The 22,105-nt window shown below is 69.5% G+C and carries 13 protein-coding genes; 12 read left to right on the top strand and 1 reads right to left on the bottom strand.

What is annotated here, in order from left to right:
* The first annotated feature begins 2 nt into the window (after positions 1–2).
* From GTZ93_RS12215 to ftsZ, 12 genes are all read left to right on the top strand, one after another.
* Entirely contained in the window at positions 3–1,403 is a 1,401-nt protein-coding gene (locus tag GTZ93_RS12215; RefSeq protein WP_139915228.1) for a UDP-N-acetylmuramoyl-tripeptide--D-alanyl-D-alanine ligase, read from the top strand.
* Positions 1,403–2,581 carry a phospho-N-acetylmuramoyl-pentapeptide-transferase gene (gene mraY, locus GTZ93_RS12210; protein ID WP_120575426.1) on the top strand — a complete coding sequence of 393 codons (1,179 nt, stop codon included), beginning with the start codon at positions 1,403–1,405 and terminating at the stop codon, positions 2,579–2,581. Before GTZ93_RS12215 ends, mraY begins: the two co-directional genes overlap by 1 nt.
* A gap of 32 nt (positions 2,582–2,613) precedes the next feature.
* Positions 2,614–3,984, top strand: a complete 1,371-nt coding sequence (gene murD / locus GTZ93_RS12205) for a UDP-N-acetylmuramoyl-L-alanine--D-glutamate ligase (protein ID WP_139915227.1) — start codon at positions 2,614–2,616, stop codon at positions 3,982–3,984.
* Positions 3,985–3,989: 5 nt separating this feature from the next.
* Positions 3,990–5,153, top strand: a complete 1,164-nt coding sequence (ftsW, locus tag GTZ93_RS12200) for a putative lipid II flippase FtsW (RefSeq protein ID WP_139915226.1) — start codon at positions 3,990–3,992, stop codon at positions 5,151–5,153.
* Positions 5,150–6,301, top strand: a complete 1,152-nt coding sequence (murG, locus tag GTZ93_RS12195; RefSeq protein WP_139915225.1) for an undecaprenyldiphospho-muramoylpentapeptide beta-N-acetylglucosaminyltransferase — start codon at positions 5,150–5,152, stop codon at positions 6,299–6,301. Before ftsW ends, murG begins: the two co-directional genes overlap by 4 nt.
* The gene (gene murC / locus GTZ93_RS12190) at positions 6,298–7,722 is read left to right on the top strand and encodes a UDP-N-acetylmuramate--L-alanine ligase (protein ID WP_139915224.1); all 1,425 of its coding nucleotides are present in this window, start codon (positions 6,298–6,300) and stop codon (positions 7,720–7,722) included. The genes murG and murC overlap by 4 nt, the downstream gene beginning before the upstream one ends.
* A 3-nt stretch (positions 7,723–7,725) precedes the next feature.
* Positions 7,726–8,658, top strand: a complete 933-nt coding sequence (gene murB, locus GTZ93_RS12185; protein WP_139915223.1) for a UDP-N-acetylmuramate dehydrogenase — start codon at positions 7,726–7,728, stop codon at positions 8,656–8,658.
* Positions 8,655–9,611 (top strand): D-alanine--D-alanine ligase, encoded by a 957-nt coding sequence (locus tag GTZ93_RS12180; protein WP_120575420.1) that lies wholly within the window; start codon positions 8,655–8,657, stop codon positions 9,609–9,611. The genes murB and GTZ93_RS12180 overlap by 4 nt, the downstream gene beginning before the upstream one ends.
* A gap of 134 nt (positions 9,612–9,745) precedes the next feature.
* On the top strand, positions 9,746–10,603 hold the full coding sequence (locus GTZ93_RS12175; protein WP_120575419.1) for a cell division protein FtsQ/DivIB: 858 nt from the start codon (positions 9,746–9,748) through the stop codon (positions 10,601–10,603).
* Between the two features lie 41 nt (positions 10,604–10,644).
* Entirely contained in the window at positions 10,645–11,880 is a 1,236-nt protein-coding gene (ftsA, locus tag GTZ93_RS12170; RefSeq protein WP_120566811.1) for a cell division protein FtsA, read from the top strand.
* Positions 11,881–12,221: 341 nt separating this feature from the next.
* Positions 12,222–20,135 carry an adventurous gliding motility protein AgmC gene (agmC, locus tag GTZ93_RS12165; RefSeq protein WP_306464173.1) on the top strand — a complete coding sequence of 2,638 codons (7,914 nt, stop codon included), beginning with the start codon at positions 12,222–12,224 and terminating at the stop codon, positions 20,133–20,135.
* Positions 20,136–20,475: 340 nt separating this feature from the next.
* Entirely contained in the window at positions 20,476–21,708 is a 1,233-nt protein-coding gene (gene ftsZ, locus GTZ93_RS12160) for a cell division protein FtsZ (protein WP_120580454.1), read from the top strand.
* A gap of 16 nt (positions 21,709–21,724) precedes the next feature.
* Here ftsZ and GTZ93_RS12155 read toward each other — a convergent pair whose 3' ends face one another.
* Entirely contained in the window at positions 21,725–22,069 is a 345-nt protein-coding gene (locus GTZ93_RS12155) for a hypothetical protein (RefSeq protein WP_233601545.1), read from the bottom strand.
* Positions 22,070–22,105 lie beyond the last annotated feature (36 nt).

The following is a 22,105-nucleotide window of genomic DNA, read 5'->3' as shown; positions in this document are numbered from 1 at the left end:
CCATGGCCGTTCGATTCTCCGATGACGAGGTGGTGCAGGCGACGGGTGCGACCCGGCGCGGGGGGCCCGTGGAAGCGGGCTTTCCCGCCGTCTGCACCGACACGCGGTCGCTCACCCCCGGGTGCCTCTTCGTGGCGCTGCAGGGCGAGCGCTTCGACGCCCACGACTTCGTGGACGGTGCCCAGCGCCAGGGAGCGGCCGGGGCGGTGGTGAAGCGGGGGAGGGCGTTGCCGGCCCTGCCCCCGGGCTTCGCCTTGTACGAAGTGGATGACACCCTGGCCGCGCTGGGCGGCCTGGGCGCGCTGCACCGCCGCCGCTTCCAGATTCCGGTCGCGGCGGTGGGGGGCTCCAACGGGAAGACGACCACCAAGGAGATGGTGGGCGCCATCCTGGCCACTCGGGGCCCGGCGCTGAAGACGGAGGGCAACTTCAACAACGAGGTGGGCGTCCCGCTCACGCTCTTCCGGCTGGAGCCGTCCCACGTGGCGGCCGTCATCGAAGTGGGGATGAACCAGCCGGGCGAAATCGAACGGCTCACCCGAAAGGTCCAGCCGGACGCCGGTGTCATCACCGTCGTCCAGCCGGAGCACCTGGAGGGGCTGGGCAGCCTGGAGGGCGTGGCGGAGGCGGAAGGGGAGATGTTCCGCGAACTGCTGCCCCAGGCCACTGCTGTCGTGAACGTGGACGACGCGCTCATCGTGCGCCAGGCCGCGCGCAGCGTCGCGAAGCACCTGACGTTCGGCCGGGCGGAAGGGGCGGACGTGCGCCTCACGGCGGTCCACACGCTGGGCCGCGACGGCATGGTGGCCACCGTGCGCTACCAGGGGAAGGACTGGCCGGTGCGCCTGCACTTCGTGGGGCCGCACAACGCGCAGAACGCGACGGCGGCGTTCGCGACGGCGCTGGCCCTGGGCTACTCCCCCGAGGAGTGCGTGAAGGGCCTGGAGTCCGCGCGTCCGTACGCGCGCAGGCTCAACATCGTGGATGGCAGGAACGGCATCACGGTGGTGGACGACTGCTACAACGCCAACCCGGCCTCCATGGAGGCCGCGCTCGTCACGCTGGGCACGCTGGTGCCGGAAGGCGGCCGGGCGGTGGCGGTGCTGGGCGACATGCTGGAGCTGGGCGCGGGCGAGGCGGAGGAGCATGCCCGGCTGGGCGAGCTCGTCGCGCGGCACGCGAAGCTGGTAGCGTTCTTCGGCCCCCGGTCCTCGGGCGGTCTGGGCAGCGCGGACATGGGAGATTCCGCCGCCCATTTCACCGAAGTGGAGCCATTGGTGGCGTGGTTGACGCCCCGGCTTTCGCCCGGTGACGTGGTGCTGGTGAAGGCCAGTCGCGGCATGCGATTGGAGCGCGTGGTGGCGGCCCTGACGGGCGCGGCACCCCCCGGAGGGAGTCACTAGTGCTGTACCTTCTGTACGAGCTCATCCAGAACACCGAGGCCGGGCGCGTCCTCAACTTCCTGCGCTACCCGACCTTCCGCATCATCGCCGCGGGCGTCTTCGCCCTGCTCCTGGGGATGCTCATCGGCCCGCGCCTCATCGCGCGGCTGCGCTTGAAGCAGCACGGGCAGAGCAACGTGCGCGAGGACACCCCGGACAGCCACCAGAAGAAGAAGGGCACGCCCACCATGGGTGGCGCGCTCATCCTCATCAGCATCGCGGCGGGCACGCTGTTGTTCGCGGACCTGAAGTCCCGTGGCGTCTGGGTGATGATCCTCCTCACCTTCAGCTACGGCTTCATCGGCTTCCTGGACGACTGGCTCAAGCTGTCCAAGCGCAACTCCAAGGGCCTGGCCGGGCGCAAGAAGATGGCGCTGCAGACGCTCTTCTTCCTCATCGCCATCTTCGGCCTGATGTGCACGTGGACGAAGGCGGACGGCTCCTTCGGGCCCACGCTGCTCATCGACACGCGGCTGACGCTGCCGTTCGTGCCGTCCCATTGGTTCAACCCGGACCTGGGCTGGTTCTACGTGGTGTTCGCGTGGGTCGTCATCGTGGGCACGTCCAACGCGGTGAACCTCACGGACGGCCTGGACGGCCTGGCCATCGTCCCCACCATCGTGTCGGCGGTGACCTTCTGCGTGCTCTGCTACGTGGCGGGCACCACGCTGCACATCGCGGACACGGAGACGGTGAACGGCGTCACGCGGCTGACCGCCACGCCGCTGTACCGCTACCTGGGCATCCTCCAGGTGCCGGGCGGCGCGGAGCTGGCCGTCTTCTGCGCGAGCATCGTGGGCGCGGGCATCTCCTTCCTCTGGTTCAACACCTACCCCGCGTCCGTGTTCATGGGCGACATCGGCTCGCTGGCCCTGGGCGGCGCGCTGGGCGGGCTGGCCGTGTTCTCCAAGAACGAAGTGGTGTCCGCCATCATCCACGGCATCTTCTTCGCGGAGGCGCTCTCCGTGATGATCCAGGTGACGTCCTTCAAGATGACGGGCAAGCGCGTCTTCAAGATGGCGCCCGTGCACCACCACTTCGAGCTCAAGGGCATGGCCGAGCCGAAGATCATCGTGCGTTTCTGGATTGTCGCCATCCTCTGTGGTGGCGTGGCCCTGCTGTCCCTGAAACTGCGCTAGTCGCTTTGCCCCCATCGAGGTCGGCCCACCCCATGAATCCCTCGCTGTCCGGTCGGAATGTCGCGGTGTTCGGGCTGGCCAAGAGCGGCGTCGCGGCGCTGCGGCTTTTGGTCCAGCAAGGCGCGAAGGTGACGGCGCTGGACGCGCGCTCCGAGGACGCGCTCGGCGACGTCGCGAAGGAGCTGCACGCGAAGGGCGTGAGGCTCGTCACCGGCGCCACGCCCCCGGGGCTGCTCACCCGCCAGGACCTGGTGGTGGTGAGCCCGGGCGTGCCGCTGTCCCTGCCGGAGCTGGAGGCCGCGCGCACGTCGGGCGTCCCGGTGTGGGGCGAGATTGAACTCGCGGGCCGCCTCCTCACGGGCACCCGCTTCCTGGGCATCACCGGCACCAACGGCAAGAGCACCACCACGGCGCTCACCGGCGAGCTGTACGCGAAGGCGGGCCTGCGCACCTTCGTGGGCGGCAACCTGGGGCGCCCGTTGGCCGAGGCCGCCATGTCCCCCGGGGACTGGGACGCGCTGGTGGTGGAGCTGTCCAGCTTCCAACTGGAGGGCATCCACCAGCTCAAGCCAACGGGCGCGGCCATCCTCAATCTCACGCCGGACCACCTGGACCGCTACGCCAACCACGCCGTGTACGGCGCGGCCAAGGCGCGCATCTTCATGAACCAGGACGGCGCCAGCGACTTCGCCGTGGTGAACGCGGACGACGCGGCGGTGATGGGGCTGGCCGCCTCCGCGCGCGTGCCCGTGTACGGCTTCAGCCTCACGGGCCGCCCGGTGGTGGACGCGCCGAAGCTGGCGGGGCTGGCCATCGCGCGGCCCGGCGGCTTCGAGCTGGAGTTCGCGGGCGAGTCCTACACGCTCACCAACCGCTCACTCCGGGGCGCGCACAACGCGCAGAACGCGATGGCGGCGGCGCTGCTGGCCCGGCTGGGCGGCGTGGCGAAGGACGCGGTGCAGGCGGGGCTGGACAGCTACCTGGGCCTGGCGCACCGGCTGGAGAGCGTGCGCGTGCTGGACGGCGTGGAGTGGGTGAACGACTCCAAGGCCACCAACGTGGACTCCGTGCTGGTGGCGCTCAAGGCCTTCGCTGGCGACGTGTGGCTCATCGCGGGCGGCAAGGGCAAGGGCGCGCCGTACGCGCCCATGGTGGAGGCGGGGCAGGGCAAGGTGAAGGGCGTGCTCACCATTGGCCAGGACGCGGACGCGCTGGCGCGGGCGTACGCGAACGACGCGCCGGTGCACGCGTGCGGCACCTTGGACGCGGCGGTGGCGAAGGCGCGTGAGGTGGCCAGGGCGGGGGACACGGTCCTGCTGTCCCCGGCGTGCGCATCGTACGACCAGTTCAAGAACTTCGAGGACCGGGGCGACACGTTCAAGCGCCTCGTCGGGGCGCTCTGACCGTGATGAAGACCTCTCCTCCGACCGCCCCCGTGCGGTTCGATCCGATTCTTCTCTGCGCGGTGCTGGCGCTCGTGACGCTGGGCCTGGTGATGACGTACTCGGCGAGCGCCGTGCTCGCGCAGGACAAGCTGGGCGACAGCCTCTACTTCCTCAAGCGCCAGCTGTCCGCGGCGGGCCTGGGGCTGGTGGGCATGGCGGTGGCCATGAAGCTGGGGTGGCGGAAGCTGGCGCGGCTGGCGTACCCGCTGCTGCTCGTCGCCATCGTGCTGCTCATCGCGGTGGCCATCCCCGGTATCGGCACCACGGCGGGCGGCGCGCGGCGGTGGATCCGCCTGCCGGGCTTCAGCCTGCAGCCGGCCGAAATCGCCAAGTTCGCGTGGCTCGTCTACCTGTCCTATTCGCTGGCGAAGAAGCGGGAGAAGGTGGCCACGTTCTCCATCGGCTTCCTGCCGCATCTGGCCCTGTGCGGCATCCTGGTGTTCTTGTGCATGCTCCAGCCGGACTTCGGCAGCAGCGTGCTGCTGGTGTTCATGCTCTTCGTGCTGCTGTTCGCGGCGGGCACGAAGCTGTCGTACCTGGTGGGCTCCATCCTGCTCGCGCTGCCGCTGGCCTTCGTCGCCATCGCGACCAGCCCCTACCGCATGAAGCGCATCCTCGCGTTCCTGGACCCGTGGGCCCACCGGCACGACGTGGGCTACCAGGTGGCGGAGTCGCTGATGTCCATCGGTTCTGGCGGCATCACCGGCCTGGGCCTGGGGGACGGCCGGCAGAAGCTGTTCTTCCTGCCGGAGGCGCACACGGACTTCATCTTCTCCATCCTCGGTGAGGAGCTGGGGCTCATCGGCGTGGGGCTGCTGGTGGTGCTGTACGCCATCGTCCTGTGGCGCGGCATCCGCGCGGCCCTGGCAGCGGGGGAGACGTTCGGCACGTACCTGGGCCTGGGCATCAGCTCCATCATCGCGTTCCAGGCCACGGTGAACATGTGCGTGGCCATGGGCCTGCTGCCCACGAAGGGCCTGACGCTGCCGTTCGTGTCCTACGGCGGCACGTCGCTGGTGGTGCTGATGGGCTCCGCGGGCGTGCTGCTGTCGCTCAGCGCGAACACCCAGGGCGCGTCGCGGCCGGTGCGCGCGGGCTCGTCGGACCTGCGGGAGGTGACGGCGTGAAGGTGCTCATCGCGGGCGGCGGCACCGGCGGCCATCTGTTCCCGGGCATCGCGCTGGCGGAGGAGGTCGTCACTCGCCACCCCGCCAACGAAGTGGTGTTCGTGGGCACGGAGAAGGGCCTGGAGGCGCGCGTGGTGCCCAAGGAGGGCTACCCGCTGGAGCTGGTGAAGGTGCAGGGGCTCAAGGGCAAGGGATTCATCGGCCTGCTCAAGGGGCTCATCGCGCTGCCCATGGCATTCCTCGCGTCGTTCCGCATCCTGTCGCGCCACAAGCCGGACGTGGTGGTGGGCGTGGGCGGCTACGCGAGCGGCCCGGTGGTGCTGGCCGCGTGGCTGATGGGCATCCCCACGGCCATCCAGGAGCAGAACGCACTGCCCGGGCTCACCAACAAGGTGCTGGGCCGCATCGTGAAGGTCGTCTTCACCTCCTTCGAGGAAGCGCGCAACCACTTCCCCGAAGCCAAGGTGCAGATGATTGGCAACCCCATCCGCAAGAAGCTGATGGACAACTACCTGCGCAGCAGCTCCGCGCACGAGAAGTTCTCCGTCCTCATCTTCGGCGGCAGCCTGGGCGCGCGCGGCCTCAACAACCGCGTGCTGGACGCGCTGGACTCGCTGGGCGACGTGAAGGGGCAGCTCGACATCGTCCACCAGACGGGGAAGCTGGACCTGGAGAACGTGACGAAGGGCTACGCGGACAAGGGCTTCGCGGACGTGGCGCAGGTGGTGGAGTTCATCGACGACATGTCCTCCGCCTACGCGAAGGCGGACCTGGTCATCTGCCGCGCGGGCGCCACGTCCCTGGCGGAGCTGACGGTGTGCAAGAAGCCCAGCATCCTGGTGCCCTTCCCGCACGCCACGGACAACCACCAGGAAGTGAACGCCCGAGCGCTGGTGGACGCGGGCGCGGCCATCATGTTCCGCGAGTCGGAGCTCACCGGGCAGAAGCTGGCGGAAACGCTGCGCGGCCTGATGACGGACCCCGCGAAGCTCAAGCAGATGGCGAAGAAGGCGGGCATCTTCGGCCGCCCCGCCGCGGCGAAGGAGCTGGCGGACGTGTGCGTGGACCTGACCACCCAGGCCTGGGGCCCGGGCGGACGGGACCGCGGACAGAAGGACGTGAAGAAGGCACCCGGGAGCAAGGCATGAGCAGCAAGACCGTCAGCAACAAGCCCGGCAGCCTCTTCAAGACGCGCCACGCGGCAAACGTGCACTTCGTGGGCGTGGGCGGCATCGGCATGAGCGGCATCGCGGAGGTGCTGCTCAACCTGGGCTACCGCGTCTCCGGTTCGGACCTGCGCGAGAGCGACATCACCCGCCGCCTGGCGAAGCTGGGCGCCACGCTCTACGAGGGCCACAAGGCGTCCAACCTGGTGCACGCGGACGTGGTGGTCATCTCCTCCGCGGTGCGCAAGGACAACCCGGAGGTGGTGACGGCGCGCCAGCGCAAGATTCCCGTCATCCCTCGCGCGGAGATGCTCGCGGAGTTGATGCGCCTGAAGTACGCGGTCGCCGTCGCCGGCAGCCACGGCAAGACGACGACGACGTCCATGGTGGCCACGGTGCTGTCCGCGGCGGGCCTGGACCCCACGGCGGTGGTGGGCGGCAAGGTGAACGTGCTCGACTCCAACGCCAAGCTGGGCAAGAGCGAGCTGATGGTGGTGGAGGCGGACGAGTCCGACGGCAGCTTCCTCAAGCTGCACCCGTCCATCGCGGTCGTCACCAACATCGACCCGGAGCACATGGACCACTACGGCGACCTGGAGACACTCCAGTCCGCCTTCGTGGAGTTCTGCAACCGCGTTCCCTTCTACGGCCTCAACGTGCTGTGCCTGGACAACCCCAACGTCCAGGCCCTGCTGCCGCGCATCGAGAAGCGCTTCGTCACGTACGGCAGCTCGCACATGGCGGACTACCGGCTGGAGGGCATCTCGCTGGACGGCTTCACCACCACCTTCCGCGCCTTCCGCCGGGACGAGGACCTGGGTGAGTTCCGCGTGCGCATGGTGGGCGCGCACAACGCCTTCAACGCGCTGGCGGTGGTGGCCATCGCGGAGGAGATGGACATCCCGCTGGAGACAGTGCGCTCCGCGCTGGCGGAGTTCGGCGGCGTGCAGCGCCGCTTCACCGTGCGCGGCGAGGTGGGCGGCGTCACCGTGGTGGACGACTACGGGCACCACCCCACGGAGGTCATGGCCACGCTGTCCGGCGCGCGCCGCGCCTTCGGCCGCCGGGTGGTGGCCGCCTTCCAGCCGCACCGCTACACGCGAACGCACGACCTGATGAAGGAGTTCGCCACCTCGTTCAACGACGCGGACGTGCTCTTCGTCACCAGCGTCTACGCGGCGGGCGAGGAGCCGATTCCCGGCGCCACCGGCGACGCGCTGGCGGAGGCCATCCGCGCGCACGGCCACCGCGACGTGACGTTCGTGGAGAAGCGCGCGGACGTGGCGAAGGCGCTCCACGAGCGCGTGCTCGAGGGCGACCTGGTCCTGACGCTCGGCGCGGGCGACATCACCCAGGTGGGCCCCGACCTGCTCAACCTGATGGGCGCGGCGAAGGGCGGGTAGGGGATGCAGGCGGGCGAGGTGACACCTCTGGCGGCGCGCGTGGCGCGGCTGCCGGGCCTGGACGTGAAGCCGGGCGAGCCCCTGGCGCCGCTCATCAGCGTGCGCGTAGGCGGCCCCGCGGAGGCGCTGGTGCGTCCGCGCTCTCCGGACGCGCTGGTGGAACTGCTGCGCCTGTCCCGCGACGAGGGCATCCCCGTGACGGTGCTGGGCGGCGGGGCCAACACGCTGGTGGGCGACGGCGGCGTGCCGGGGCTCACCGTGAAGCTGCCCCCGGATTTGTTCCCGGAAGGACTGGACGTGGGCCCGGACGACGGCCGGGTGACGCTGGGCACGGGCGCGGCCATTGCCCGGCTGGTCAACGTGATGCGCGCGCAGGGCCTGGTGGGCGCGGAGTTCCTCGCGGGCATCCCCGGCACCCTGGGCGGCGCGGTCACCATGAACGCCGGCACCAAGAACGGCGAGTGCTTCCGCGTGGTGGAGGCCATTGAGGTCGCCACCGCGGACGGGGTGGGGTGGCTGGACAAAGCGCAGGTGCCTCACACCTACCGTCACGCCACGCTGCCCGCGGGAGGTATCGTCACCCGCGTGCGCTTCCATCTTCCCAAGGGCGATGTCGTGGCCAGCAAGGCGGCCATGGACGCGGACCTGGGCTACCGCAAGCGCACGCAGCCCTTGAGTCAGCCCAACTTCGGCAGCGTGTTCACCAACCCGCCGGGCGACCACGCCGGGCGGCTCATTGAACTCGTGGGCCTGAAGGGGCACACCCTGGGGCGCGCGCAGGTGTCCACCCTGCACGCGAACTGGATCGTCAACCTGGGCGGCGCGGCCGCTCGGGACGTGCGGGGCCTCATCACCCTGATGCAGGAGCGGGTGAAGGAAGCCACCGGCGTCGTCATGCACCCCGAAGTCAAATTCGTCGGAGTCTTCCTTCCATGAGCATCGGTCCCCGAGGCTTCACCCCCGCTGAGTTGAAGGCGAAGCGCGTCGGCGTGCTGTACGGCGGCCTCTCCAGCGAGCGCGAGGTGTCCCTGCGCACGGGCGCCGCGGTGACGGGCGCCCTCAAGGGGCTGGGCTACGACGTGGTGGAAATCGACGTGGGCAAGGACCTGCCCGCGCGCCTCATCGCGGAGAAGGTGGACGTGGCGTGGCTCGCGCTGCACGGCCGCTTCGGCGAGGACGGCTGCATCCAGGGCCTGCTGGAGGCCATGTTCATCCCCTACACCGGCAGCGGCGTGATGGCCTCCGCCGTGGGCATGGACAAGGTGTACGCGAAGGAGATCTTCGTCGCGCGCGGCATCCCCACGCCCCCCTACCGCGCCTTCGACTCGGCGGAAGCCGCGCTCGCGGAAGGTGACCGGCTGCCGTTCCCCTTCCCGGTGGTGGTGAAGCCCAGCCGCGAGGGCAGCAGCGTGGGCGTGCACATCTGCAAGACGCGCGAGGACTACACCGCCGCCGTCCAGGACGCCTCGAAGCACGCGGGCACGCTCCTGGTGGAGCAGTTCATCAAGGGCCGTGAGGTCCAGGGCGGGGTCCTGGACAACGAGGCCCTGGGCGTCATCGAAGTGAAGGCCGCCCGCGAGTTCTACGACTACGAAGCGAAGTACAAGGCCGGCAGCGGTACTCAGTATCTCTTCCCCGCGCCGCTGCCCCCGGACCTGTACGCGCGCGTCAACGAGGTCTCCCTGGGCGCGCACAAGGCGCTGGGGTGTTCCGGCGGCTCGCGCTCGGACGTCATCGTCACGGAAGGTGGCGACGTCTTCCTGCTGGAAATCAACACGCTGCCCGGAATGACGGCCTCCAGCCTCCTGCCCAAAATCGCGGCGGGGCGGGGCATCGACTTCCCGGCCCTCTGTGAGCGGCTGCTCCAGGGCGCTTCGCTCAAGGCTTGAGCCGCTCCGCGTTCTTTCCTGGAGTTCCGGTCTCTTGCAGGCCGGGGTTGTCCCCCCACGCCGCTACAGCGACGTGCCTGTAGCCAAAAACTGGCGTGGTTCGACGTCCGCACGCAGCATGCGCCTCCCTAGTCATGGCCTTCGGAAAATCCAAGAATCGCCGCCGCCTGGACGCCGCACCGCGCAATGACGCGGTGACGGGCGCGGTCCGTTCGCACGGGCCGTCGGTGGCGAAGGCGCTGGGGTTGGCGGTGGCGACGGCGGGGCTCATCTGGGGCGGCATCGAGCTGCGCGCCTGGGCGGTGGTGTCGCCGCGCTTCGCGCTGGAGTCGGTGAACTTCTCCGGCCTGGAGCGCGCGTCGCGCCCGGAGCTCCTGAAGCTGTCCGGGCTGACGGCGGGGCAGAACCTGTGGACGCTGGACCCGGCCGCGCTGGCGCGGTCCATGGGGCAGCACCCCTGGGTGCGCACGGTGGAGGTGACGCGGCGGTTTCCGCGCGGCGTGTCCGTGGAGGTGACGGAGCACGCACCCGCGGCGCTGGCGGTGCTGGGCGACCTGTACGTGCTGGACGAGGAGGGCGAGCCCTTCAAGCGCGTCACCCCGGGGGACGGGCTGGACTTACCGCTCGTCACGGGCATGGAGCGCGACGCGTACGTGGCGGACCCGGACGCGGTGCGTTCGAAGTTCCGCGACGCGCTGGATGTAACCCGTGCTTATGCGCGGTTGTTGCCCGGGCGATCCGAGCGGCTTTCTGAAGTGCGCCTGGAGAACACCGGGCTTGCGCTGGTGACGGCGACGGGGCAGGAGGTTCGCCTCGGTGCTGGCGATACGGAAGTCAAGCTCCAGCGGCTGGCGCGCGTTCGACGCGAGCTCAGCACAAGGGGGCTTGCGGCCGCGATCATTCGCCTGGATAACCGTGCCCGACCGGGTTGGGTGGCGGTGAGGCTTTCGAGTGGGTCCGACTCCGTGCGGAGCGGGGACTCGACGCAGTGAGGATGCTTCCTTCACGAAAGTGAGGGAGCCTGGGAGGATTCATGGCGAAGCAGAAGTCGGGGGAGATCATCGTCGGCCTCGACATCGGCACGACGAAGATCTGCGCCATCGTCGGCGAGCTGACCGATAGCGGTATCGACATCATCGGTATCGGCACGCATCCGTCGAAGGGATTGCGCAAGGGCGTCGTGGTCAACATCGAGGCCACGGTGTCGTCCATCCGGCGCGCCGTGGAGGAAGCCGAGCTGATGGCCGGGGCGGAGATCTCCCACGTCTACACGGGGATCGCCGGCGGCCACATCAAGGGCTTCAACTCCCAGGGCATCGTCGCGGTGAAGGACAAGGAGGTCCGCGACGCGGACATCGCGCGCGTCATCGACGCGGCGAAGGCGGTGGCCATCCCGTTGGACCGGGAGGTCATCCACGTCCTGCCGCAGGAGTTCATCATCGACGACCAGGGCGGCATCAAGGAGCCCCTGGGCATGGCCGGCGTGCGCCTGGAGGCCAAGGTGCACATCGTCACGGGTGCCGTCTCCAGCGCGCAGAACATCGTCAAGTGCGCCAACCGCACGGGCCTGAACGTCTCCGACATCGTGCTCCAGCCGCTGGCCTCCGCCGAGGCGGTGCTGAGCGAGGACGAAAAGGAGCTGGGCGTGTGCCTCGTCGACATCGGCGGCGGCACCACGGACATCGCCATCTTTTCCGGCGGCGCCATCGTCCACACGGCCGTCATCGCCCTGGGCGGCAACAACCTGACGAGCGACATCGCCATCGGCCTGCGCACCCCCGCGCACGAGGCCGAGCGCATCAAGCAGAAGTACGGCTGCGCGCTCGCGTCCATGATCAACAAGGACGAGACGATTGAGGTCCCCAGCGTGGGCGGCCGTCAGCCGCGCGTCCTGGGCCGGCAGATCCTCTCGGAGATCCTGGAGCCGCGCGTGGAGGAGATCTTCCAGCTGGTGCACCGGGAGATCCAGAAGTGCGGCTACGAGGACCTGCTCGCGTCCGGCATCGTCATCACGGGCGGCAGCACGCTGCTCGCGGGCATGCCGGAGCTGGCGGAAGAGGTGCTGGGACTGCCGGTGCGCCGGGGCATGCCGCGCGGCATTGGCGGCCTGGTGGACGTGGTGAAGAGCCCCATGTACGCCACGGGCGTGGGCCTGGTCGTCTACGGCGCCAAGCACATGGACCGCCGCATGTTCCGCATCCGCGAGGACGGCAACGTCTACAAGAAGGTGAAGGGCCGGATGCGCGAGTGGCTGGAAGAGATTTTCTAGTCCGGTTTCCGGCGTCCACAATGCGCTGAGTCAAGGGGTCCCTTCGGGGGCCCTTTCGCGTTTCTGGGGGCTGTGTCCGGGAACTGGATTGACGTGTCAGAGGGGAACGCTGACGCGTCCGTCCTGGACGCGGACATTTTCCAGATTCCGGAATCTGGATCCTGCTTCCGGACTCTCGCCCTAGGTACGGGCAGCCAATCGTGCAAGTTCCAGGATTTGGACGGTTTGGGAATTCGACAGAGGATGGCTTCCAGCTTGCTATGGGAGCCCGTGGCTCCCGGAACGGATTTCTCCGTTCCTGGTGAGCCTCTGACCTTATGACTCCACAAAAGACTTCGCGGTTGCTGACGCCCCTCACGGGACTTCGCCGCTCGGCCGCGGGCCTGTTGGCCCTGCTGTGTGCCGTGCTGATGGCGCCACCCGCGTTCGCTGAACCCGACCCCTTCGGTCTGGGCGACGGCTCGGATGGCGCGCTAACGGTCAACGCGGCCAACACGGTCGTCAACACGTACGCGCGACTGACGGCGATCGCGCCAGTAGGCCAGACGTTCGTGACCGTCACGGACACGACGGGCTTCTCCGAGGGCGACCTGGTGATGCTCTACCAGTCCTCCGGCTTCTCGGGCACGGTCACTTCCGGTGCGGCGGGCCCGTTCGATTTCACCGCGAACGCGGTGGGCAACTGGCAGTTCGTGCGTGTGACGGCGCTGACGGGCACGCGGCTGACCTTCACCGGCACGCCGCTCACGGCGGCGTTCTCGGGCGGCACGAACCCGACGGCCACCCGCACCTCGGCGCAGGCCATCCGGGTGCCGGAGTACACGACCGTGACCATCAACGCGGGCGCGAGCATCGTCGCCCGGCCATGGTCCAGCGCTGATATCAACGACACAGTGGGTGGCGTCGCCATCTTCTTCGCGACGGGGACGGTGACGAACAACGGCACCATCTCCGCCACGGGAGCGGGCTTCCGCGGCGCGGAGTACTTCAACAGCAGCGGAGACAACTGCCCCGCGACCTCCTACGACCTGTCGCAACCCAATGGCGGCGCCATGAAGGGTGAAGGGCTCGTGCCCGCCCGCTACAAGCCGCCCACGGTGTTCTTGCAGACCGCGCCGATCTCGGGCCGCGGAAACATCCTCAACGCGGGTGGTGGCGGCATCTGCCATAACTCCGGTGGTGGTGGCGGTGGCAACGGCGGCGCGGGTGGTATCGGCGGTCGGACGTGGACCGGTGACACCGCTCCGGCGCGTCCGGTGGGCGGCCTCCCCGGTGGTCAGATGCTGTTCAGCCCGGCGACCCGCGTCCTGTTCGGCGGCGGTGGTGGCTCGGGTCACGGCAATGACGAAGCGGGAACCGGCGGCGGAAACGCGGGCGGCATCGTCTTCGTGCGCGGCGCGGCGCTCGGGGGAGCGGGCAGCATCACTGCGGACGGCGTCGCGGCCTTGGACTCTCAGAACGACGCGGCGGGTGGCGGTGGTGCGGGCGGTACCATCTCCCTGCGGTTCACGGGCGCCCTGGCCTGCACCGGTACGGGCGCGCTGTCCGCGAAGGGCGGCAACGGCGGCAACAGCACCTTCGTGGCTTCGCCGCACGGCACGGGTGGTGGCGGTGGCGGCGGCAACATCCATATGCAGGCCAGCGGCTATTCCTGCCCCGCGTCGGTCGCGGGAGGCGCGGCGGGCACCCAGCCCACGACCACTGCTCCGGATGGTGCGTCCTACGGCTCGGTGCCGGGCAACCCGGGTGTCATCACCCAGGGCCCGGCTCCCACCGTCCTCACCCCGGCCAATGGTTCGTCCACGTCGAACACCACGCCCCCCATCACGGGCACGACGCCGAGCCCGAATCAAACCGTCCGCATCTACATCGACGGCCAGCCCCAGCCCATTACGGTGACGTCCGACGCGTTGGGCAACTTCACCTTCACGCCGGCGGTGCCCCTGAGCGTGGCCGCGCACACCGTCTACGCGGTCACGGTGACCGCTGGCGTCGAGAGCGCCCCGAGCAATACCAACACCTTCACCATCACCGCTGCGGCGACGCCGACGGTGGCCATCACCACGCCGGCCAACGGCTCGACGGTGACGAACCCCACCAACGTGGTGGTGTCCGGCACGGCGGCGAACGCGACGTCCGTCACGTTCACGCTGGGCGGGCAGAGCTACGGCCCCGTCACGGTGACGGGCGGTAACTGGACGTACACGGTGCCCGGCCCGCTGGCCAATGGCTCACAGACGGTGTCGGCGGTGTCCACGAACGGCACGACCAACAGCACGGCCGCGACCAGCACCTTCACGGTGGCCGGTCCGACGGTGGCCATCACCACGCCGGCCAACGGCTCGACGGTGACGAACCCCACCAACGTGGTGGTGTCTGGCACGGCGGCGAACGCGACGTCCGTCACGTTTACGCTGGGTGGGCAGAGCTATGGCCCCGTCACGGTGACGGGCGGCAACTGGACGTACACGGTGCCCGGCCCGCTGGCCAATGGCTCGCAGACGGTGTCGGCGGTGTCCACCAACGGCACCACGAACAGCACGGCCGCGACCAGCACCTTCACGGTGGCCGGTCCGACGGTGGCCATCACCGCGCCGGCCAATGGTTCGACGGTGACGAACCCGACCAACGTGGTGGTGTCTGGCACGGCGGCGAACGCGACGTCCGTCACGTTCACGCTGGGCGGGCAGAGCTACGGCCCCGTCACGGTGACGGGCGGCAACTGGACGTCCACGGTGCCGGGCCCGCTGGCCAATGGCTCACAGACGGTGTCGGCGGTGTCCACGAACGGCACGACCAACAGCGCCACGGCGACCTCCACCTTCACGGTGGCGGGTCCGACGGTGGCCATCACCGCGCCGGCCAACGGCTCGACGGTGACGAACCCCACCAATGTGGTGGTGTCCGGCACGGCGGCGAACGCGACGTCCGTCACGTTTACGCTGGATGGGCAGAGCTACGGCCCCGTCACGGTGACGGGTGGTAACTGGACGTCCACGGTGCCGGGCCCGCTGGCCAACGGTACGTACACCGTGACCGCGGTCTCCACGAACGGCACGACCAACAGCACCCAGGCCTCCTCCACCTTCACGGTATCGGCTGCGGCGCCGACGGTGGCCATCACCGCGCCGGCCAATGGCTCGACGGTGACAAACCCGAACGTGACGGTGACCGGTACGGCCGCGAACGCGACCACGGTGACGGTCACCTTCCAGGGCACGAACTACGGTCCCATCACGGTGACCGGCGGTAACTGGAGCCAGGCGCTGCCCGGCCCGCTGGCGGACGGCACGTACACCGTGACTGCCGTGTCCACGAACGCCCAGGGCACGAACAGCTCGACGGCGACCACCACCTTCACGGTGGACCAGACGCCTCCGGTGGTGGCCATCAGCACGCCGATCGATGGCGCCGTCCTCAACACCCCCAACGTGACGGTGACGGGCACGTCCACGGACGCGGCGTTCGTGACGCTCACCTTCGACGGTGCCAGCTACGGCCCCATCAGCGTGGACGCCTCCGGCAACTGGAGCTTCGCGCTGCCCGGCCCCCTTGCCGAGGACACGTACACCGTGACCGCGACGGCCACGGACGCGGCGGGCAACACCAGCACGCCGGACAGCTCCACCTTCACGGTGGACCTGACCGCGCCGACGGTGGCCATCAGCTCGCCGGCCGACGGCGCCATCATCGGCACCAACACGGTGACGGTGACCGGTACGTCCACGGGCGCGACCTCCGTGACGCTGACCTACGGTGGCACCAACTACGGCCCCATCCCCGTGGATGCGTCCGGCAACTGGTCCTACGCGCTGCCCGTGACCCTGCCGGAAGGCCCGAACACCGTGACCGCGGTGTCCACGGATGCGGCGGGTAACACCAGCACGACCGCGACCTCCACCTTCACGGTGGACCTGACCGTCCCCACGGTCGCCATCAGCACGCCGGGCAACGGCACCTCGGTGAACACCGCCACGGTGACGGTCACCGGTACGACGACCAACGCGACCTCCGTGACGCTCACCTTCGAAGGCGCCAGCTACGGCCCCGTCACGGTGGACGCTTCCGGCAACTGGTCCTACGCGCTGCCCGGCCCCCTGGCCGAGGGCTCGTACACCGTGACCGCGGTGTCCACGAACGGCGCGGGCACCAACAGCGCGACCGCGACCTCCACCTTCACGGTGGACCTGACCCCGCCGACCGTCGCCATCAGCACCCCGGTGGACGGCTCGACGGTCAACACCCCCAACGTGACGGTGACGGGCACGTCCACGGGCGCGACGTCCGTGACGCTGACCTACAACGGCACGAACTACGGCCCCATCCCCGTGGATGGCTCGGGCAACTGGAGCTACCCGCTGCCGGTGACCCTGCCGGAAGGCCCCATCACCGTGACCGCGGTGTCCACGGACGCGGCGGGCAACACCAGCACGCCGGACGACATCACCTTCACGGTGGACCTGACGGATCCGGAAGTCGAAATCACCGCGCCGGTGGATGGCACGACGGTGGCCTCCAACACGGTGACCGTCACCGGTACCTCCGTGGGCGCTACCTTCGTGACGATCACCTTCGAGGGCAATGACTACGGCCCCATCGCGGTCGACGCTTCCGGTAACTGGAGCTACGCGCTGCCCGGCCCGCTGGCGGACGGCACGTACACCGTGACCGCGGTGGCCACGGACGCGGCCGGCAACGAGAGCGCGCCCGACTCCGTCACCTTCACGGTGGACCAGACCGCGCCGACGGTGGCCATCACCACGCCGGCCAACGGCTCCACGGTGGGCGCCAACGTGACGGTCACCGGTACGACCACGGGCGGCGCGACGAGCGTGACCGTGACGTTCCAGGGCACGGACTACGGCCCCATCGCAGTGGATGCTTCCGGCAACTGGAGCCAGGCGCTGCCCGGCCCGCTGGCCAACGGCACCTACACGGTGACGGCGGTGGCGGTGGACGCGGCGGGCAACACCAGCACGACCGCGACCTCCACCTTCACGGTGAACACGGCCGCCCCGACGGTGGCCATCACCGTCCCGGCCAACGGCGCCACGGTGGTGGTCCCCAACGTGACGGTGTCGGGCACGTCCGCGAACGCCACGTCCGTGACGGTGACGTTCCAGGGCACCAGCTACGGTCCCATCACGGTGAACGCCTCCGGCAACTGGAGCCAGGCGCTGCCCGGCCCGCTGGCGGACGGCACGTACACTGTCACGGCGGTGTCCACGAACGGCGCGGGCACGAACAGCACCACCGCGACCACCACCTTCACCGTCAACCAGGCGGGGACGGTGGACTCGGACAACGACGGCCTGACGGACGCCGAGGAGATCCTCGCGGGCACCGACCCGAACAACCCGGACACCGACGGCGACGGCATCCCCGACGGCATCGAGGTCAAGGTGGGCGGCACGGATCCGCTCGACAGCGACTCGGATGACGACGGCATCCTCGACGGCAACGAGGACAAGGACCACGACGGCATCGTCGACGCCGACGAGACCGACCCGAACAACCCGGACACCGACGGCGACGGCCTGACCGACGGCGTGGAGCTGGGCCTGACCGAGCCCCAGGGCGACGACACCGACCCGTCCAAGTTCGTGGCGGACAAGGACCCGTCGACGAAGACCAACCCCCTGGACGACGACTCGGATGACGACGGCCTCACTGACGGCAACGAGGACGCCAACCACGACGGCAAGGTGGACCCGACCGAGACGGATCCGAACAAGAGCGACACGGATGGCGACGGCCTGACGGACGGCCTGGAGCTGGGCCTCACCCAGCCCCAGGGCGCGGACACCGACCCGACGAAGTTCGTCGCGGATCAGGACCCCGACACCAAGACCAACCCGCTCGACCCCGACACCGACAAGGGCGGCGTGCTCGACGGCGTCGAGGACCGCAACCACAACGGCCGCGTGGACGTGCAGGAGTCCGACCCGCTCAACCCGGCAGACGACCAGGACGCGGATGGCGACGGCGTGGACAACGCCACGGAGCTGGAGCTCGGGATGGATCCGTTCGACGCCGACTCCGACGACGACGGCGTGCCGGACGGCATCGACGGGATTACCGACACGGACGGTGACGGCCTCATCGACGCGCTCGACCCGGACAGCGACAACGACGGCCTCAACGACGGCACGGAGATGGGCGTCACGCTGGAGACCGCTCCGCCGGGCACCGACACGTCGTCCCCGAACTTCAAGCCGGACGCGGATCCGTCGACGAAGACGGACCCGAAGAACCCGGACACGGACGGCGACGGCCTGAAGGACGGCGAGGAGGACCGCAACCAGGACGGTCGCCGTGACGCCACGGAGACGGATCCGAACATGAAGGACACCGACCAGGGCGGCATCGACGACGGCACGGAAGTGAACGGCGGCTCTGATCCGCTCGACGCCAACGATGACTTCCTGGTGGTGGGCCACGGCTGCAACACGGGCGGCTCCGGTTCGCTGGCGCCCTTCGCGCTGATGCTGCTGGCGCTGCCCCTGGTGGGCCGCCGCTTCCGCCGCGCCGGGGACTTCCTGGCGCGCGCGGGTGGGGCGTTGGCGGTGTTCGTCATGGCTTTGTTCGCGGGCACTTCCGCCCACGCGCAGGCCACCGCCGTGTCGCAGGCCATCGACGTGCAGCAGTACAAGCCGGGCCCGGGCATCGCGGACGTGCTCGCGGTGCACGGCGCGAAGGTGCAGCGGCACCTGGGGTGGAACGTGGGGCTGTCGGTCAACTACGCCGACAAGCCGCTCAACTTCTTCGACCCCCGCTCGGACACGTACGTCACCTCCCTGGTGAAGAGCCAGGTGGGCTTCGACTTGATGGGCGCCGTCGGCCTCTTCGACCGGTTCGAAATCGGCGTCGTGCTGCCCATCACCATCCAGGGCTCGGAGAACTCGCCGGCCGTGGATTCCTCCTTCGCCAACGGGGTGGGCGGGGGCGGCATCGGCGACCTGCGCCTCATCCCGAAGGCGCGGCTGCTGGACGGTGACGACTACGGCGTGTCCGTGGTGCTGCCCATCTCGCTGCCTACGGGTGGTGCGTCGGACTTCCTCGGCGGGTCCGGCGTGTCCGTCAACCCGCGCGTGGTGGCGGAGTACGGCAAGCGCTTCCGCATCCTCGCCAACGTGGGCGTGGACCTCCGCAAGTCGGAGCAGCTGCGCAACCTGAACGTCGGCAGCGCGCTGGCGTACGGGGTGGGCGCGGAGGTTCCGCTGGGTGACCTGCCGCTGGCCGCCCAGGCGTCGCTGGTGGGCGCGATGGGCTTCAAGCAGCAGAACGAAGAGGAGCGTCCCCTGGAGCTGCTCGCGGCCCTGAAGTACCGCGCGCCCACCGGCCTGTCCGCGCAGGTGGGCGCGGGCCCGGGCCTCACGCACGGCTACGGCACGCCGACCTTCCGCGTGCTCGCGTCCGTGGCCTACAGCGCCCCGGAGCGCGCCGCGGAGCCCCGGCCGGTGTGCCCGGAAGGCCCCGAGGACTTCGACGGCTTCCAGGACCAGGACGGCTGCGCGGACCCGGACAACGACGGCGACGGCATCCTGGACACGGCCGACCAGTGCCCCAACGAGCCGGAGACGGTGAACGGCTTCGAGGACGAGGACGGCTGCCCGGACACGAAGCCCGTGCCGCCTCCGCCCGCGCCGGTGGACAGCGACGGCGACGGCATCATGGACCCGGACGACAAGTGCCCCAACGCGCCCGAGGACAAGGACGGCTTCCAGGACGAGGACGGCTGCCCGGATCCGGACAACGACAAGGACGGCATCCCCGACGTCGCGGACAAGTGCCCCAACGAGCCGGAGACCATCAACGGCGTGGATGACGAGGACGGCTGCCCGGACAAGGGCAAGGTCAAGGTGCTCGTCGAGGGCGAGCGCATCCTCATCCTGGAGAAGGTCTACTTCGCCACGAACAAGGACGTCATCCTGCCGCGCTCGTTCCCCATCCTGAAGCAGGTGGCCGCCGTGCTGCGCGCCAACCCGCAGGTGGAGCTGCTGCGCGTCGAGGGACACACCGACAGCCAGGGCAACGACGCCGCCAACCTGGACCTGTCCAAGCGCCGCGCCGCCAGCGTGAAGACGTTCCTCATGAACGAGGGCATCGCGGGCGAGCGCCTGGAGTCCGAGGGCTTCGGCGAAACGAAGCCCGTGGACACCAACAAGACGGCCGCGGGCCGTGAGAACAACCGCCGCGTGGAGTTCAACATCACGCGGATGGGCAAGGTGGAAGTGGAGAAGCCCGCCCCGTAGCACCCGCGACACGGAATGAAACACGGAAGGCCCGGTTCCCCCCGAGGGAGCCGGGCCTTTTCGTCATCCGAGCCCCGTCCTGTCACGTCACGCGTGCGCGGAGGGCGCGTACAACTGGTCACGGCGAGTCAGCGAACGCGAGTCAAGAGGGTGTTTACATCCGCGCGATGTCCGCATGGCCGCTGATGCCATTCGCGTAAGTGGGCGTCAGGACTCGGTCGCGCAGCAGGGCGCTACAGGCTGGTAGCGGAATACTTGCCAAAGCGCCCGACTTCCTGATGATTGTCGAGGGTGGGTGTTTCCGCGGACGGCGCCGCGGTGCTTCCGCCACGAGGACGACATGGACCAGTTCGAGCAGAACAAGCAGGCCGCGAAGATTCGTGTCGTGGGCGCGGGCGGGGCGGGCTGCAACGCGGTCAACACGATGATTCTGTCGAAGTTGGACCGCGTGGACTTCATCGCCGCCAACACCGATGTCCAGGCGCTCGCCGCGAGCAAGGCGCCCACCCGGCTGCAGCTGGGCCAGGCGCTCACCAAGGGCCTGGGCGCCGGCGCCAACCCGGAGATGGGCCGCGAGGCCGCCCTGGAGTCGCGCGATCAGATCGCCGCGGTGCTGGAAGGCGCCGACATGGTCTTCGTCACCGCGGGCATGGGCGGTGGCACCGGCACGGGCGCCGCGCCCATCATCGCGGACATCGCCAAGAGCCTGGGCTGCCTCACGGTGGGCGTCGTCACCAAGCCCTTCCTCTTCGAAGGCAACAAGCGCCGCAAGCAGGCCGAGCAGGGCATCGTGGAGCTCAAGGCCGCGGTGGACACGCTCATCACCATCCCCAACCAGCGCCTGCTGTCGCTCTCCAACGAGCCCATGCCGCTGCTGGAGACCTTCAAGCGCGCCGACGAGGTCCTGCTCAACGCCGTGCAGGGCATCAGCGACCTCATCCAGTACCACGGCTACATCAACGTGGACTTCGCGGACGTGAAGACCATCATGAGCGACAAGGGCCTGGCGCTCATGGGCACGGGCAACGCCTGTGGCGACCGCCGCGCCGTCACCGCCATGCAGCAGGCCATCTCCAGCCCGCTGCTGGAGGACGTCTCCATCGACGGCGCCACGGGCCTGCTCATCAACATCACCGGCGGCCGCGACATGACCCTGCAGGAGGTCAACGAGGCGCTGACGCTGGTGCACGACGCGGCGGACGGCGAGGCGGAGATCATCTTCGGGTCGCTCATCGACGAGCAGATCCAGGACGAGGTGAAGATCACCATCATCGCCACGGGCTTCGTGCATCGGGACGCGAAGGCGCGCCCCATGGCGCAGGTGGTGCAGGTGCCGCTGGTGGGCCGTCCCTCCACGCAGCCGTCCGTGCTGTCCTCCTCGCGTGAGGAGGTGGCCAGCCTGGTGCCCGCGAAGGGCAATCCGCGTCCGACCATGTCCACCGTGGAGACGCCCAAGTCGTCCATGCAGAGCGCGCGCACGGCCGTGGTGAAGGACGCGGCGCTGCCCCTGGACGAGGATCAGTTCGACATCCCCACGTTCCTGCGCCGCCAGGGCCAGACGGAGCTGCCGTAGTCAGGCAGCGGAGACGCTAACCGCGGGGGAGGCGGGCGACGCTCGCCGTGCCCCTGCCGGTGAGGCGGTCGCATTTGGTGAACAGTCCGTCCACCTCGTCGTAGAGCGCGTCGATGCGCTCCGACGCGCTGGGGGCGGGCAGCAGGCCGTCGCCGGAGAGCTCCTCCAGGCGGGTGCCGGCGCGCTGCAGCAGCTGCAGGGCCTTGAGCAGGGAGCGGCCCTGCTGCGTGCCGTCGGGCGTGAAGAGGGTGCCGCCCTCGTAGAGCGTCACCAGATTGGAGCGGGTGTCCTGCTGCCGCTGGTTGAGCCGGTTCCGGTACAAGTCCAGACGGCGGGCGCGGCGGGCACCATGCAGGTCCACGACGCTGTGCGTTCCTGTTGAGGGAGGATTCACGTC

It is taken from the genome of Corallococcus exiguus (assembly GCF_009909105.1).
GTDB classification, from domain to species: Bacteria; Myxococcota; Myxococcia; order Myxococcales; family Myxococcaceae; genus Corallococcus; species Corallococcus exiguus.
The sequence above is the reverse complement of the archived record's forward strand: the minus strand, read 5'-3'. Positions and strand labels throughout refer to the sequence as shown.

Coding starts and splice junctions, on each gene's coding strand:
- GTZ93_RS12215 (WP_139915228.1), top strand. CDS start 3: ATGGCCGTTCGATTCTCCGATGACGAGGTGGTGCAGGCGACGGGTGCG.
- murD (WP_139915227.1), top strand. CDS start 2,614: ATGAATCCCTCGCTGTCCGGTCGGAATGTCGCGGTGTTCGGGCTGGCC.
- ftsW (WP_139915226.1), top strand. CDS start 3,990: ATGAAGACCTCTCCTCCGACCGCCCCCGTGCGGTTCGATCCGATTCTT.
- murC (WP_139915224.1), top strand. CDS start 6,298: ATGAGCAGCAAGACCGTCAGCAACAAGCCCGGCAGCCTCTTCAAGACG.
- murB (WP_139915223.1), top strand. CDS start 7,726: ATGCAGGCGGGCGAGGTGACACCTCTGGCGGCGCGCGTGGCGCGGCTG.
- GTZ93_RS12180 (WP_120575420.1), top strand. CDS start 8,655: ATGAGCATCGGTCCCCGAGGCTTCACCCCCGCTGAGTTGAAGGCGAAG.
- GTZ93_RS12175 (WP_120575419.1), top strand. CDS start 9,746: ATGGCCTTCGGAAAATCCAAGAATCGCCGCCGCCTGGACGCCGCACCG.
- ftsA (WP_120566811.1), top strand. CDS start 10,645: ATGGCGAAGCAGAAGTCGGGGGAGATCATCGTCGGCCTCGACATCGGC.
- ftsZ (WP_120580454.1), top strand. CDS start 20,476: ATGGACCAGTTCGAGCAGAACAAGCAGGCCGCGAAGATTCGTGTCGTG.